Genomic DNA, 15219 nt, shown 5'->3' with positions numbered 1-15219 from the left:
TCCCCCACGCCACACTTGATTCTTGCATACATCTTTTTGGATACAACCTTAGGTATTGCAATACATACGAATAGATGTAGTGATCGGCTTGCGTGCCCTTAGGTCACGCTGAACCTATCTCAACTTAGGAGAGCTCAATGCTTGAAAACATCACCGTTCCAGACCTCACTTCGCCTCTCGACACGCTGGACCTGTCGATTCCCCCGCTGTCGACCGGCCTGCTCGACAGCGTCACCGGCAGCCTGGACACCTCCGCTGTTGACGGCCTTCTCGAAGGTCTGACCGCGGGTCTCGATACCTCTCCGGTCGATGGCCTGATTGACGGTCTCACCGGTGGCCTCGACACCTCCCCGGTCGATGGTCTCATCGACGGGCTCACTGGCGGCCTCGACACCTCCCCGGTTGAAGGCCTGATTGACGGGCTGACCGGTGGCCTCGACACCTCTCCGGTCGATGGTCTGATTGACGGCCTGACCGGCGGCCTCGACACCTCCCCGGTTGAAGGTCTCATCGACGGGCTGACCGGCGGTCTCGACACCTCTGCGCTCGACGGCCTCATCGACGGTCTCACCGGTGGCCTCGACACTTCCCCCATCGACGGCCTCATTGAGGGACTGACAGGTGGTCTGGATCTGCCTGTCGTGGACGAAGTTCTGTCCCTCGTTGATGATCTCACCGGTCAGGTGGATACCGGGATCGTCGGCGGCCTTCTCGAGACCGTGGGCGAAACCGTCGAGACCCTGACCATGACGGCGACCGAGCTTGTCGACGATCTGCTTGGCGGTCTGGGTGGTCTGGGCGATCTGGACATGGTGGCCTAACCAAGCCGAAAACCAAAGAAAGCCCCGCGCAGGCAGGGCTTTCGCAGGCGCAAAGACACAGATACGCGCGCCGCAAGACGTTTCATCTCACGTTGCATCTATTGGATAATCTGGCGCGGTAACTTGGTGCCCAAGGTGGGACTCGAACCCACACGATGTTGCCATCGGGGGATTTTGAATCCCCTGCGTCTACCATTCCGCCACTTGGGCCTTGTCCCTGATCTAGCCGGGAGCGCGCGGAGGGTCCAGCCCCAAAAAGCGCCGGACCCTATCAAAACATAATCTGTACGAGCCAGAGCGTGATTGGCGGAAACGCGACAAGCAAAAGCACCCGCACAAGGTCAGAGGCGATGAACGGTGCGACGCCGGCATAAGTCCGCGTGATCGGGATATCGGGCGCCACGCCGTTGATGATAAAGAGATTCATCCCCACAGGCGGCGTGATGAGCCCGACCTCCACCACGATCAGCGCCAGCACCCCGAACCAGATCGCGGTTTCCTCAGGCGTCAGCCCGAAATCAAGCACCTCAATCACCGGCAGGAAAATCGGCACCGTCAAGAGGATCATCGACAGCGAATCCATGACACAGCCAAAGACGAGATAGGCCAGAAGCATCACCGCAAGCACAATGAGCGGCGACAGATCGGCAAGCTGCACCCAATCGGCCAGCAATGCGGGCGCGCGCGTCAGGGCAAGAAAACCTTTGAAAAGCTCCGCCCCAAGCAAGATCAGAAAGATCATCGCCGTGGCCTTGGCCGTCTCAAGGATCGACTCCCAAAGACCCGCCCAAGACAGGCGACGCCCGATCACCCCATAAAGCGTTGTCGCCACCGCCCCAAAGGCCGCGGCCTCATTCGGGGTAAAGAGGGCCTGTGCGCCGGGTTTGACCCAGTTCCAATCGCCGACGATCCCGCCCATGGTCAGGCCGAAGATCGCCAGAACCGGCCATGTGGCGGCCAGCGTCTTGAGCCGCGCCTTCATTGGAACGGAGGGCGCGGTATCCGCCGATCCGGGCCGCAACCTGACATAGAGTGCCACCGTAATCATATAGCCAAGCGCCGCGAGAAGCCCTGGAATGAGCGCCGCCATGAACATCTTGACGATATTCTGCTCGGCCATGATCGCATAGATGACAAGGATGACACTCGGCGGGATCAGGATACCAAGCGTGCCGCCTGCCGCGAGAACCCCGCTAGAAAGCGCATCGGAATAGCCGCGCTTGCGCATTTCCGGCAGCGCCACCTGCCCCATCGTCGAGGCCGTGGCCAAAGACGAGCCACAGATCGCGCCGAACCCCGCGCAGGCCCCGACCGAGGCCATCGCCACACCGCCACGCAGATGGCCAAGCCAATCGCTCGCCGCACGAAACAGGGCCGAGGACATGCCTGTCCGCGTCGCCACCTGCCCCATGAGGAGGAAGAGCGGCACGATGGAGAGGCCTTGGTTGGAGAAAGTTTCGTAGCTCATGGTCTTGAGCTGGGCCATCGGCGCATTGGCCGTACCCATAATAAACCACGTACCAAAGAACCCGGTCATCGCCATGGCAATGGCAATCGGCACCCTGAGGAATATACCAAGAAGCATGAGGCCAAAGGCCGAAAGAGCCAATTCAATCCCGGTCATACCGCATCCTCCCGGCCCGTGGCGCACCAGTTGAGGCTCCGCCAGACTGTATAAAGCGAGACCAGCGCGAAGAGCGTCGCCCCCAGAAGCGCAAAGCCATAAGGAATCCAGACCGGGATTTCCAATTCATAGGTGGTTTCGGGGTAGAACGGCTTATAGCCCATGGAAAGCGCCTCGCGCAGCGCATCGCTGCCATAGGGGAATTTCTCGGCAAAACCGAACCAGAGCTGGCGCAGGATCACCAGTGCCGCGAGCGTGATCAGAACATCCCCAAGCAGCCCCATCAACGCCCGCGCCCGCGCCGGGAAATGATCGGTGAGGATGTCGACCGTGACGTGGCCGCGTTTAAGCTGGCAATAGGGAAGAAAGGAAAACACCGCCAGCGCACAGCCATTGGCGACTAGTTCGTAGTCCCCCGGCACCGGCTGAAGACCATAGCCAACCCCGGCCCGCCCGATGATCGACACCACGGTCATGACCGAGATCGCAAGCAGGACCAAGCCGCCGCCATAGGCCATGACCCTTGCAAGCATATCAATGACGCGGCCCATGCGTTTCTCGAGACGGGGGGCGAAATACATATCAGGGCTCCAGAAGCGGACCGCGCGCGTTCAGCGCGGCAATATCCATGCCTGCGATCTTCTTGTATCCGGATGCAAGCTCTTGCCGTTCGGAAAGCGGCATCACGGTTTCAATATCGTCAAACCCGTCCGGTGCGCGCGCCTCCACGATGTCGAGAACCTTGTCCGGACCGTCGCCGCGATTGCGCAGGACGAGCGCATTGACCGTCTCGCGGCGCGCCTCCTCATAGGATTTGAGCGCCGCTTGCGTGGCCCCATGCGCCTTGATCTCGCGGGCCAGGATGCGCGCATCAATGATCCCCTGGCTCGCCCCATTCGAGCCAATCGGATACATCGCGTGCGCCGCATCGCCGAGAAGCGTCAGCGGGCCAAAGCTCCATTGCGGCAGCGGGTTGCGATCCACCATCGGGAATTCATAGATCGCCTCGGCATCACGGATGATTTGCGGCACGTCGAGCCAGTCAAAGGTCCAATCCTCGAACGCCGGCAGAAAATCCTCGAGCTTTCCGGGGCGATTCCAGTCCTGTTTGCGCCAATCGTAATCCTCAGGCATGGTCAGATCCGCGATCCAGTTCAGCAGGCTGCCGCCGTCTTCTGTATCGCCGATTGGATAGATGACGAACTTGCACCGTTTCACGCCCGCCATCGCCATCGACCGTCCCGTCAGGAACCGCGGCCCCTTGGTCACGCCGCGCCACATCATCGTGCCGCCCCAATGGGCCGGACCCTCGTTCGGATATTGCCCGGCGCGTAGGACCGAGTTAATCCCATCTGCCGCGATAAGAAGGCTCCCCTCCTCTGCGCCAAGCGCCGTCCCGGTCTTGCGATCCTCGAGACTGACCGACACGCCGGTCTCCGTTTCTTGCCATCCCGTGACCGCATGGCCCATCTTGACCACATCGGCCCCGCAGCGTTCGATCAACGTCTCCAAAAGGAGCATCTGCAAACCGCCGCGATGGATCGAGAACTGTGGCCAGTGATAGCCCGCATCCATCCCGCGCGGCTCGGACCAGATCAGTTTGCCCTGACGCGAGAAATAAGCGACCTCTTCGGTGCGCAGCCCCACCTTATCGAGCCCATCCTCAAGCCCCATCTCGATCAATTCGCGCGTCGCATGCGGTTGCAGGTTGATACCGACGCCAAGCGGCTTGATCTCGCGCACCGCCTCGTAAATCCGGAACGGCACACCGATCTGGTGCAAGGAAAGGCCAAGGCTCAGACCGGCAATCCCGGCGCCTGCAATCAATACGGTCATCTGTCTCTTGGTCTCCGGCCATCCCACGAATGCTTGGACAGTGGATTCCTTTACCCATCGCCAGAGGTCAACCCCTTATCCTGTCGCGGTTGTGAAGTGACTTCGCCGAAAACAAAGATTCGGGGCTTGAATTTCGCGGCCAATTGCGGCCCAAGAGAGGAAACCAACCGGGATCCGCGCCGATATGCTCAATTCGCTTTATCAATGGACGCTTCGCCTTGCCGATCATCCCCGCGCGCTCTGGGCGCTGGCCCTGATCAGTTTCGTCGAAAGCTCCTTCTTCCCGATCCCGCCCGATGTCCTGATGATCCCGATGATCCTGGCACGACCCTCGCGCGCGTGGCTGATCGCGACCGTTGCGCTCGTCGCCTCGGTGCTCGGCGGGTTGCTGGGCTATGCAATCGGAGCCTTTGCCTTTGAACAGATCGGCCAACCGATCCTGACCAGCCTCGGCAAAGCCGACGCCGTGGCCGAGTTCAACACCCGGTTCAACGATTTCGGCTTCTGGGCCGTGCTCGCTGCCGGGGTGACGCCCTTCCCGTTCAAGGTCATCACCATCATGTCGGGGTGGACGGGCATGCCGCTCGCGACCTTCGTTGTGACCTCGATCCTCGCCCGCGGCCTGCGCTTCTTCATCGTCGCCGCGCTCTTGTGGAAATATGGCGCACCGATCCGAGACTTCATCGAGAAGCGCCTCGGCCTGATGGCAACGCTCTTTGTCCTGCTGCTCTTTGGCGGCTTTTTCGTCACGAGGTATCTATGACCCGTCAACGTCTGACCCTGCTGCTGACCGCGTTCTCCGTGCTCTCGATCCTCGGGGCTTGGGGGTTTCAGTTCATCGGCGGGCTTGATCCTTGCGCCATGTGCTTCTGGCAACGCTATCCGCACTGGGCCGCCGCTGGCTTCGGGCTCCTGATGCTTGCGATGCACAAACGCCTTTTCGCCCTGCTTGCCGCCCTTTCCACCTTCACCACCGCCGCCATCGGTGCCTACCATTCCGGCGTCGAGCGCAAATGGTGGGATGGCCCGGCAAGCTGTACCGGGCGTGGGCTCACGAATGACGGCTCGGGCAATCTCCTCGATTTCGCCAATGCCAAACCGCCCGCGCTTTGCGATGAAATCCCGTGGGAAATGTTCGGCGTCACCATGGCGAATCTGAACGCCATCGGCTCTTTCGTCGTGGCGCTTCTATGGATCTACGTCGCCTTCATGCCCAAAGACGCCCGCTAGGTTCTTCACCCCGCCTTGCGCGTCGACAAAAGGAGGCTCGTCTCGCTCGTCGCGACGCCTTCGAACTTGCGGATGCGCGCCAGAACCGCATCCAGCGCCTCAAGCGTGTCCGTGCCAATCTCCACGATCAGATCCCAACGCCCATTGGTCGAATGAATGGCGCGCACCTCCGGCAGACCGCCAAGCTGGCGGGTGATCCGCTCTGCGCCGCGCCCCTCGATCCCGATCATCATCAGGCCCCGCACCGAGTCACGATGCGCATCCTGACGCAGTACAACCGTAAACCCCACAATGTCGCCCCGCGCCCGAAGCCGCTCGATCCGTCCCCGCACCGTGGTGCGTGACACCCCGAGCAAGAGCGCAAGATCCGAAAGAGAGGCCCGTGCATCATGCCGTAGAGCCGAAACAAGCTTGCGATCCAGATCATCCATTTTGGCGCAACCTACCTCCGTTATGTCAAGTTGAGGCCCAGTTTGCGCAAAATGTTAGCTGTTATTCAACCCATTTCGCACGCATCTTCGCGTCAGACCCGGAAAATGGAAACGCGACATGACCACCAAACCCATTCATCTGATCGGGGTGCCTATGGATTGCGGCAAGCGGCGACGCGGCTGTCTCATGGGGCCCGACGCCTATCGCACCGCAGGCCTCTCCGAGAGCCTCATCGACCTAGGCCATACCGTCACCGACACAGGCAATGTTCAGCCCGGCGCTTTTGCTCCCGAGGCCAAAGACACCCATCTGCACGCGCTCAATGAGACCGTCGCCTGGACCCGCGCGCTTCAGAAAAGCGCCGAGGCGGCGATGGCCGACGGTTTGCCGATTTTCATGGGCGGCGACCATGCGCTCTCCGCTGGCACGGTGAGCGGCGTCGCGGCTCATGCAGCGCGCGAAGGCCGTCCGCAATTCATGCTCTGGCTGGATGCCCATACCGATTTTCACACCCCCGGCAGCACGGATTCCGGCAATCTCCACGGCACCCCCGTCGCCTATATCAGTGGTCAGAAAGGTTTCGACGCCTTCCCGCCCCTGCCCGCTGCCGTGCCAGAAGAGAACATCTGCCTCCTCGGGCTGCGCTCGGTCGACCGCGCCGAACGTGCCGCGATCGAAAAGACAGGAATCCACGCCCATGACATGCGCGAGATTGATGAGCACGGCATCGCCCGTCCCCTCGCCGCCTTCCTCGACCGCGTCGCAGCAGCCAAGGGTATGCTGCATGTGAGCCTCGATGTGGACTTCCTCGACCCCGATGTGGCCCCTGCCGTCGGCACGACCGTTCCCGGCGGCGCTACGGTGCGCGAGGCGCATCTGGTGATGGAAATGCTCTATGACAGCGGGTTGATGACCTCTCTCGACCTCGTGGAATTGAACCCTTTCCTCGATACCCGCGGCCGCACCGCCAAACTCATGGTGGACCTCGCCGCGTCCGCCCTTGGCCGCAACATCTTTGACCGCGTGACCCGGAGCTACTCATGATCCAACCCTCTCACAAAGCCCTCGTCCCCTTCGTCAGCGTCGAAAACATGATGCGCCTCGTGCATCATGTCGGCCTTGAGAAGATGCTCACCGACCTCGCCGCCTATATCGAGGACGATTTCCGCCGCTGGGAGCTTTTCGACAAGACCCCGCGCGTCGCCTCGCATTCCGATGTCGGCGTGATCGAATTGATGCCGACCTCGGATGGCGAGGCCTATGGCTTCAAATACGTGAACGGCCACCCCAAGAACACCTCCGAAGGGCTTCAGACCGTGACCGCCTTTGGCCTGCTTGCCAATGTCTATACCGGTTACCCAACGCTCCTTACGGAGATGACGCTGTTGACCGCACTGCGCACCGCCGCCACCTCAGCAATGGTCGCCAAGCATCTGGCGCCAAAGGGGTCTTCGACCATGGCCATGATCGGCAACGGGGCGCAGTCCGAGTTCCAGAGCCTCGCCATGAAGGCCATTGTCGGCATCGACACCGTGCGCCTCTTTGACCGCGATCCAAAGGCGACCGAGAAATGCGCGGCGAACCTCGAAGGCACCGGCCTCACCGTGATCCGCTGCACCTCGCCGGAAGAAGCCATCGAGGGCGCGCAGATCCTCACCACCTGCACCGCCGACAAGCAATATGCCACCATCCTCAGCGACAACATGGTCGGCGCCGGCGTGCATATCAATGCCATCGGCGGCGACTGTCCGGGCAAGACCGAACTGGCCAAGGGCATCCTCGAACGCTCTGACGTCTTCGTCGAATACCCGCCCCAGACCCGCATCGAGGGCGAGATCCAACAGATGCCCGAGGACTTTGCCGTGACCGAGCTTTGGGAAGTCATCACCGGCGCCAAACAAGGCCGCCGCGATGCGCGCCAGATCACGCTCTTTGACGGGGTCGGCTTTGCCATCGAGGATTTCTCGGCCCTGCGCTACGTGCGCGATACGGTGCTCGAGACCCCGTATCACCAGGATCTCGATCTGCTTGCCGATCCCGACGATCCGCGCGATCTCTTCGGGATGCTGACCCGCGCTGCGGGCTAGGCGACCATTGCCGCCAACCACGCATAGAGCGGAAGCCCAAGCGTCAGGTTGAACGGGAAGGTGATCCCGAGCGAGGCGGAGAGGTAGACCCCCGCCTTCGCTTCGGGCAAAGCAATGCGCATGGCGGCGGGCACGGCGATATAGGAGGCCGACGTCGCCAGCGTCATCATCAGGAACACGCCCCCCTGCGACAGGCCGATGGCCACCCCCGCGACAAGGCCAAGAACGCTTCCGATCACCGGCATGAGGCAACCAAAGGCAAAGAGCCCGAGGCTCAGCTCGCGACGATGGCTGAGAAGGCTGCGGCCCGCCGAAAGGCCCATGTCGAGGAGGAAAAGACAGAGCACGCCGGTGAAAGGCACGACGATGAATTCGTCGATCTGTTCAAGCCCCGGCTTGCCCGTCACCGCGCCGATCAGGAAGGCCCCGACAAGAAGCACGATGGAGCCATTGGCAAGGATGTCGCGCAGGAGTGTCGCATCGAGCTTTGTGCCGGGGCGGCTCCGCGCCGCGAGCCAGAGCGCCGAGAGGATCGCCGGAACCTCCATCACCGCAGCCACCGCCACGATGTAGCTCTCCGAGGAAATCCCTTGTGTTTCCAGAAGGTTCGACGCCGTCACGAAAGTCACGATGGAGATCGAGCCATAGTGCCCCGCAACCGCCGCCGCATCGAGCTGACCAAGCCGCGTGAGCGCGCGCAGGAGGATATAGGCGAGGAACGGCATCAGGAGCGAGAGCACCGCCCCCGCAAAGAGCGTCGCGATGAGCTTGCCAGAGGCCCCGGACTCGGAGACACCCACACCGCCTTTGAAGCCGATGGCAAAGAGGAGGTAGATCGACATGACCTTCGCCGCCCCCACGGGAATCGAAAGGTCGCTGCGCATGACCGCCGCCACGAGGCCGAGCGCGAAGAAAAGGATTGTCGGAACGAGAAGATTGTCCGCCAGCATGGTCAGGGCCGTATCCATCACGGGCCTCCTTATTTTTCGTTATTTCACTGGGCTGGCGGTATGGCTTGAACCAAATCATATCTCCAATATATTGTTTCAACAGTTTTGATAGTTTTGGACTATGTAAATGCGCCCGACCCTGCGCCAGCTTCAATATCTCGTCGAAGTCGCGGATTGCGGGCGTTTCGGCCTCGCTGCCGAACGGCTCAATATCAGCCAGCCCAGCCTCTCGACCCAGATCGGCGAGGCCGAGGCCGATCTCGGCGCGCGTGTGTTCAACCGGGGACGACACGGCGCGACACTGACCGAGGCCGGGGTCGAGATCGTGCGGCGAGCGCGGCGCATCCTGAACGAGATGGAAGACCTGCGCGCCTCCGTGACGGGCGACGGGATTTTCGACGGGCGCCTGCGCCTCGGCGTCCTGCCCTCCATCGGCCCCTATCTCCTGCCCGGCGTGGTGCACGAATTGCACCGCGATCACCCGAGCTTTCGCCTTGTGATCCGCGAGGAAGCCACGACCGACCTTGAACAGGGTTTGCGCGCGGGCCGGCTCGACATGATCCTGTCCACCCCCGAAGACCACCCCGGCACGCTACAGACGCCGCTTTTCCATGAAAGCCTCTGGGCCGCGCTCGCCCCGGATGACCCGCTTGCCGCAACTGACGCGCCTCTCGCCCCCGACGCGCTCGCCGGGCGGAGCCTGCTGACCATCGGGCCGCGCCATCGTCTCTCCGGGATCGTCGCGGAGCTCGCCGCGCAGGCCAATGCCCATGTGCCGGATGAGTATGAAGGCACGAGCCTCGCCGCGATCCGTATCATGGCGGCGGCGGGAAATGGGGTCGCGGTCCTCCCCCGGCTCTATGCCGCCGCCGAGGCGCGCCGGATCGGCGATACCGTCATGCGCCGGATCGACGCCCCGCGCACGCAGCGCACGATCGCCCTGATCCAGCCCGCCGCGTTCGAACCCCGCCCCGGCACCGACATCCTCGCCGGCGCGCTGTCGCGCGAGGCCAACCGCCTCATGGATGATCTCTGATCACGCCTCCAGTTCGGCGTCCCAGTAAAGGAAGTCGAGCCAGCTTTCGTGCAGGTAGCCCGGCGGAAAGCGCCGCCCCATATTGCGCAGCTCTTCTGAGGCTGGCTGCCGGGGCGGCTTGCGCAGGTGCATTCCTGCCTGACGCAAGGATTTTGACCCCTTGCGCAGGTTGCAGGGACTACAAGCTGCAACCACGTTCTGCCAGCTCGTGACTCCGCCCGCCGCGCGCGGCACCACATGGTCAAAGGTCAAATCGCCCTTCGCGCCGCAATACTGACAGCGGAATTCATCCCTCAGAAACAAATTAAAGCGCGTGAAGGCCACGCGCTTTTGAGGTTTGACATAGTCTTTGAGGACGACGACGCTCGGGATCCTGATCTCGGTCGAGGGGCTTCGCACGACCGCATCATATTCCGCCACGATATCGACCCTGTCCATGAACGCCGCCTTGACCGCTTCCTGCCAAGGCCAAAGAGAGAGGGGGTAATAAGAAAGCGGCCTGTAGTCCGCATTGAGCACAAGCGCCGGGTGCTGACGCATCCCCGCCGGTTGCCGTGTGAATTCTGTCCTGAAATCGCCGTCCATTGTTCCGAGTCGCCCTTCGCCTCGCCTGCCCAGTCTCATGGCACCGAGGCGGGCGAACCCGCCCCTGCCTGTACCCACTATATCTCGTGGCAAGCATCTGACAAGCCTCATGATATATGCGGATGACAACAGGGATAGAGTGTGTCCGTAACGCCCATATGACAGGCAGACGCGCAGAAAAAAGGCCGACACCCCAAGGGCATCGGCCTACCATCTGTGGCTTTGCGTCGTCGAAAGGGATCTAGCGGAACCCGCGCGCGTCAAGCGCCAGCGTGATACCAAGCGATACGCGCACATCCGATTGCCCGATCATCGACCCAAGCGCTTCGCTGCCAATGGCATTCGTCGCCGAAAGGTCGATGCTCGCACTGCTGTTCTTCGGATAATAGCGCAGGCCCGTCGCCCACACAGTGCGCTGTCCTGCGCTGACCGGTGTCACTTCGCCGATGACCTCAAGGCCCGGCGCGATCTCGTAGTTCACACCCAGACCGAGACCATAGTACTCTTTCGAGCTAAAGGCAGCCGCCTTCGGACTTGCCATGAGGGCGAGTTTCGGGCTCGCCTTATACATCATCGGCATCGCAATGAAGAACGTCCCATTCTTCGACCCGGACCGATCGCGACCCAGCTTCGCCAGCATCGAGAGAGAGAACGGGCTACCGTTGTTCTGATCCATGAAGCGCAGCTTCAGACCCAGCGCATAGCTTGCGGCGCGGCTCGGGATCGTGCCAACCGGCACCGAGCCGTCATTGGCAAATTTCTCATAGCTGACATCAATTTGCCCGTCATAGTCGGGGCTGAACTGAAGCTCGCCAGCATAGGCGCCATCCGATCCCCCGCTCGCGCGCCCAACAAAAATCCCGGGCGTGAGCGTATCTGCGGATGCAAGGGTAAAGCCGTCGCGCTGCAAATGACGTTGCCGCATGGTCAGCGGTTCGGCTGCAAGACCGCGGTAGTTCGGCCGATAGGCCGGACCGCGCCCCGGCGTATAGGTCATGGTCGCGCCAACCATGAACTGATCGCCATCGGGGAACATGGTCATGATCCGCGTCGCGGGTGACACCCCAAGCCCGTTGGTCACAAAAACATCAAGCGCCCCTTTGGGGGAGATGTTGAACCGCGCGCCAAGTGTTAGCACCGGTTTCTTCTCAATCGCGCCCGCGCTCGAGATCGAATTGCCACCCGAGAGCGGAACATTCACCGCCCCATAGGTGGTCCAACGCAGCGACGGTTTATAACTAAACCCGGCCCCGAGGCTCGCCACCGTGCCATAGAACGGCAGCCCGCCAATCGTATCGGGCAGCGCGCTGACCCCCGGCGTCACATGAAGTTGTAACGCATCGGACACAGAATAGCTCACCGGTATGTGCAGCGAACCCACCACATGCGAATTGCTCGCCGCAGTCGGGATGCCGAAATAGGGAGAGCGGAAGATGAACTGCTCGACCGAGCCCTGCACAGCCACTTTCCAAGGGCCGGATTCGACAAGGCCAACCTTGCCCTCAAGGCTCGTGGTGTGGAACCGAATCTGCGAGGTCACGCCGCCAATCGGTGACACGGGCGGATCATGAAACTCCGAGTGTCCGATCCCGATCTGGAACCGGGGACTAGCCGCATAGGTCACACCGCCGTAATAGGTCTGGTTCGCGGTGCCAACTGCGGCCTTGCCCGGCGCGGTCTGGTGCGATCCAACCCAAAGCCGAAGCGTGCCTGCCGGCAAAAGGTTCGCGGTGGTGAAATTGACAAAGCGATCCGGATGCATCTCGACGGGGGTGCGCAATCCGGTCCCTTGGGCCGCAACCGCCCCCGCGGTCATCACGAGCCCCGCTGCGAGGCCGAAAAGCCTCTTGTTGTTGGACGGTTTGAAAGGCGTTTTGGTAAATACGGTCACGGGTTTCTCCGGTCCTGAAATGGGCGCATCTGCCCCATCTATAGGCCATTGCGCGTGGCGCACGAAACCCAAAATGCCCCGCCGACGCAATCCCGCCGAGGAACACGATGGGCCGTGCATAAATGTCACGCGCTTCAGAGGCTAAGCTTGTCGCGCATGAAGGCAAGCGCCACCGAAAGACCGTCCGGTGCAATACCGTGGCCAGTGCCTTTCATGATATGGGCGTAGACATCGGTCCACCCGGCCTTTTGAAGCGCCTCTGCCGCCTCCGGCAAGGACTGTACCGGCACCACATCATCGGCATCCCCATGCACAAGAAGCACCGGAGGACGGCAAAGCGCCTCATCCTCTAGCGTTTCCGGCGCAAGAAGCCGCCCGGAGAAAGCCACGATCCCCGCCACCGGGTCTTCCCGACGCGGAGCGACATGCAGGCTCATCATCGTGCCTTGGCTGAACCCGAACAGGACAACCTGCTCTGGCAGCACGTCCTCGTCGACCATTACGCCATCGAGATAGGCATTGAGATCGTCGATCGCCGCCCGCATCCCGCGCTCGCTTTCTTCTTCCGACGAGCCGTCGATCCACGGGATCGGAAACCACTGGAACCCGAACGGCACCCCGGCACAGCTTTCCGGCGCATCCGGCGCAAGGAAAAGCGTGTCCGGCAAATGCTCGGCCAGCGGATCAGCAAGCCCAAGAAGGTCCGCCCCATTGGCGCCATAGCCATGCAGGAAAATCACCACCGAACGGGTGGTGCCCGATTGCGGCTCCTTGCGGCCACTGGTCAAAACACGAGTCATCTGATCCCTTCCCTGTCCTTTGCATGATGGTAGTAAGCCCACAAAAGCCGCGCTGCAACCGCCCGCCACGGGGCCCAGCCCTCGGCCATCTCACGAAAGGCGCGTTCCTTGGGGCGTTCGTCAAGCGCAAAGAGAACCCGCGCCGATTCCTGAAGCGCAAGATCGCCCGGCGCGAACACATCCGCCCGCCCAAGCGAGAACATCGCGTAGATCTCTGCCGTCCACACACCGATCCCGCTCACCTGCGTGAGGGTCTCGATCACCTCTGCATTCGGAGCACCGCGTAACTCTTTGAAATCAATGCGCGCTTCAGCCAAAGCTCGGGCATAGCGCACCTTCTGACGACTCAGACCACAGGCCCGCAATGCGTCATCGCTCGCCCACATGATCTTGCGCGGCCCGGTCAGACGCGCCGCCCGCATCTGCTGCCAGATCGCCTCCGCCGCCGCCACGCTGACCTGCTGGCTCACGATCGCGCTCAGAAGCGGCTCGAACCCGTCCTTCTTGCGCCGAAGCGGCAAGCTCCCGGTCACGGCAAGCGCCTCGGCAAAGCGTGGCTCTTGCGCAGCAAGCCACGCCGCCCCTTCCGCCACGCAGGCATCGCTCTCGATAATCCGTCCGACCGTCATCTCATTCGCTCCCGCGTCCCGCTGGACGCGCTTCACATATCAAGCTAACGCTTTGTCCATGATTCATACCGTAGACGATAGCACCGCCAAACGCAGCGTGATTGTGCTGGTCCTAGCACAGGCTTTTCTCGGCGCCCAAATGCCGATGATCTTCACCATTGGCGGCCTCGCCGGGCAATCGCTCGCCTCCAATCCCTGCTTCGCGACTCTGCCAATCTCGCTGATCGTCATCGGCTCCATGCTCGCCGCGACACCGGTCTCGATGATCATGCAGAAATACGGCCGCCGCGCGGGCTTCATGCTTGGGGCGATGGGCGGGGCGATCGGTGCGGCCATCGGCGCCTACGGCCTCTACCTCAACTCCTTCACCGTCTTCCTCATCGGCAGCCTGTTTACCGGCATCTACATGAGCGCGCAGGGCTTCTACCGCTTCGCCGCCGCCGATACTGCCTCTGACGCCTTCCGCCCCAAGGCGATTTCCTATGTCATGGCTGGAGGCCTCGCCGCCGCCATCATCGGCCCGCAACTGGTCAAGGTCACAAGCCAGTCGATGGTGATTCCCTTCCTTGGCACCTACCTCACCGTGATCGCCATCAACGTGGTCGGCTCCGCGCTCTTTCTTTTCATCCGCATCCCCCGCCCTCAAGCCCCAAGCGCCGATGCCCCCTATGGCCGTAGCCGCTGGGAACTCATCACCACGCCGCGCATTGCCGTGGCCGTGATCTGTGCCATGGTCTCCTACGCGCTGATGAACCTGGTGATGACCTCAACACCGCTCGCTGTCGTTGGCTGTGGATTTGAGGAAGGCATGGCTGCGGATATCGTCTCGGCCCACGTGCTGGCGATGTATATCCCCTCCTTCTTTACCGGTCACCTGATCGCCCGCTTCGGCACCGAAAAGATCGTCGCCCTCGGCCTGCTGATCCTCGCCGGGGCCGGGGCCGTTGCTCTGCAAGGCGTGGAGCTCGAAAACTTCTTCATCGCTCTGATCCTCCTGGGCGTGGGCTGGAACTTCGGCTTCATCGGCGCAACCGCCATGCTCGCCGGCGCGCATGAGCCGCATGAACGCGGCCGCATGCAGGGCCTCAACGATCTACTCGTCTTCGGCGGCGTCACCATGGCCTCGCTCGCCTCGGGCGGCTTGATGAACTGCTCCGGCGGCACGGCAGAGGTCGGCTGGACCTCGGTGAACCTTGCCATGGCCCCGTTCCTGATGCTCGCAGGCGGCGCGCTGATCTGGCTCGTGCTGCGCCCCAAGGATGACTGAGCAGGGCCTTTTCCTCTTGCCGAAAATATCC

Annotated in this window: 16 protein-coding genes and 1 tRNA gene; 7 read left to right on the top strand and 10 right to left on the bottom strand. The window is 62.0% G+C overall.

What is annotated here, in order from left to right:
* The first annotated feature begins 137 nt into the window (after positions 1-137).
* Positions 138-821, top strand: a complete 684-nt coding sequence (locus R1W01_RS12625; protein ID WP_297757154.1) for a hypothetical protein — start codon at positions 138-140, stop codon at positions 819-821.
* Positions 822-945: 124 nt separating this feature from the next.
* Here the strand turns inward: R1W01_RS12625 and R1W01_RS12620 are convergent.
* The 4 genes from R1W01_RS12620 to R1W01_RS12605 all read right to left on the bottom strand — a co-directional run bounded on the left by R1W01_RS12620 (position 946) and on the right by R1W01_RS12605 (position 4281).
* Positions 946-1031: transfer RNA gene (locus tag R1W01_RS12620), tRNA-Leu, on the bottom strand.
* A 61-nt stretch (positions 1032-1092) separates the two neighbouring features.
* A complete protein-coding gene (locus R1W01_RS12615; protein ID WP_297757151.1) occupies positions 1093-2445 on the bottom strand; it encodes a TRAP transporter large permease in 1353 nt (450 codons plus the stop codon).
* Positions 2442-3026 (bottom strand): TRAP transporter small permease, encoded by a 585-nt coding sequence (locus tag R1W01_RS12610; protein WP_297757148.1) that lies wholly within the window; start codon positions 3024-3026, stop codon positions 2442-2444. Before R1W01_RS12610 ends, R1W01_RS12615 begins: the two co-directional genes overlap by 4 nt.
* A gap of 1 nt (position 3027) precedes the next feature.
* Entirely contained in the window at positions 3028-4281 is a 1254-nt protein-coding gene (locus R1W01_RS12605) for a flavin-dependent oxidoreductase (RefSeq protein WP_297757145.1), read from the bottom strand.
* Positions 4282-4465: 184 nt separating this feature from the next.
* Here R1W01_RS12605 and R1W01_RS12600 point away from each other — a divergent pair, with 184 nt between their 5' ends.
* Positions 4466-5044: a YqaA family protein gene (locus R1W01_RS12600; RefSeq protein WP_243612970.1), complete on the top strand. Its 579-nt coding sequence runs from the start codon at positions 4466-4468 to the stop codon at positions 5042-5044.
* Entirely contained in the window at positions 5041-5511 is a 471-nt protein-coding gene (locus R1W01_RS12595; RefSeq protein WP_297757140.1) for a disulfide bond formation protein B, read from the top strand. The genes R1W01_RS12600 and R1W01_RS12595 overlap by 4 nt, the downstream gene beginning before the upstream one ends.
* 5 nt (positions 5512-5516) lie before the next feature.
* Here the strand turns inward: R1W01_RS12595 and R1W01_RS12590 are convergent, their stop codons facing one another.
* Entirely contained in the window at positions 5517-5942 is a 426-nt protein-coding gene (locus R1W01_RS12590) for an Lrp/AsnC family transcriptional regulator (RefSeq protein ID WP_243612972.1), read from the bottom strand.
* Between the two features lie 118 nt (positions 5943-6060).
* Between R1W01_RS12590 and rocF the strand changes: the two genes are divergently transcribed.
* Positions 6061-6987, top strand: a complete 927-nt coding sequence (gene rocF, locus R1W01_RS12585; protein ID WP_297757136.1) for an arginase — start codon at positions 6061-6063, stop codon at positions 6985-6987.
* Entirely contained in the window at positions 6984-8030 is a 1047-nt protein-coding gene (locus tag R1W01_RS12580) for an ornithine cyclodeaminase (RefSeq protein WP_297757133.1), read from the top strand. The genes rocF and R1W01_RS12580 overlap by 4 nt, the downstream gene beginning before the upstream one ends.
* Here R1W01_RS12580 and R1W01_RS12575 read toward each other — a convergent pair.
* Positions 8027-8998: a sodium-dependent bicarbonate transport family permease gene (locus R1W01_RS12575; protein WP_317275243.1), complete on the bottom strand. Its 972-nt coding sequence runs from the start codon at positions 8996-8998 to the stop codon at positions 8027-8029. The genes R1W01_RS12580 and R1W01_RS12575 overlap by 4 nt on opposite strands.
* Positions 8999-9107: 109 nt before the next feature.
* Between R1W01_RS12575 and R1W01_RS12570 the strand changes: the two genes are divergently transcribed.
* Complete coding sequence (locus tag R1W01_RS12570; protein ID WP_297757127.1) at positions 9108-10016, top strand: hydrogen peroxide-inducible genes activator; 909 nt, start codon at positions 9108-9110, stop codon at positions 10014-10016.
* Here R1W01_RS12570 and R1W01_RS12565 read toward each other — a convergent pair whose 3' ends face one another.
* From R1W01_RS12565 to R1W01_RS12550, 4 genes are all read right to left on the bottom strand, one after another.
* Positions 10017-10601 carry an HNH endonuclease gene (locus tag R1W01_RS12565; protein WP_297757124.1) on the bottom strand — a complete coding sequence of 195 codons (585 nt, stop codon included), beginning with the start codon at positions 10599-10601 and terminating at the stop codon, positions 10017-10019.
* Positions 10602-10842: 241 nt separating this feature from the next.
* Positions 10843-12492: a hypothetical protein gene (locus R1W01_RS12560; protein WP_297757121.1), complete on the bottom strand. Its 1650-nt coding sequence runs from the start codon at positions 12490-12492 to the stop codon at positions 10843-10845.
* A gap of 134 nt (positions 12493-12626) precedes the next feature.
* On the bottom strand, positions 12627-13292 hold the full coding sequence (locus R1W01_RS12555; RefSeq protein WP_243612979.1) for an alpha/beta hydrolase: 666 nt from the start codon (positions 13290-13292) through the stop codon (positions 12627-12629).
* Positions 13289-13921, bottom strand: a complete 633-nt coding sequence (locus R1W01_RS12550; RefSeq protein WP_297757117.1) for a DNA-3-methyladenine glycosylase family protein — start codon at positions 13919-13921, stop codon at positions 13289-13291. Before R1W01_RS12550 ends, R1W01_RS12555 begins: the two co-directional genes overlap by 4 nt.
* Positions 13922-13979: 58 nt before the next feature.
* On the opposite strand from R1W01_RS12550, the gene R1W01_RS12545 reads away from it, so the two are divergent.
* Positions 13980-15188, top strand: coding sequence for an MFS transporter (locus R1W01_RS12545; RefSeq protein WP_297757114.1), 1209 nt, complete (start codon positions 13980-13982; stop codon positions 15186-15188).
* Positions 15189-15219: the final 31 nt, after the last annotated feature.

Source organism: Shimia sp. FJ5, from assembly GCF_032918335.1.
Classification (GTDB): domain Bacteria; phylum Pseudomonadota; class Alphaproteobacteria; order Rhodobacterales; family Rhodobacteraceae; genus Shimia; species Shimia aestuarii_A.
This window is presented reverse-complemented; position numbering and strand designations above follow the sequence as displayed.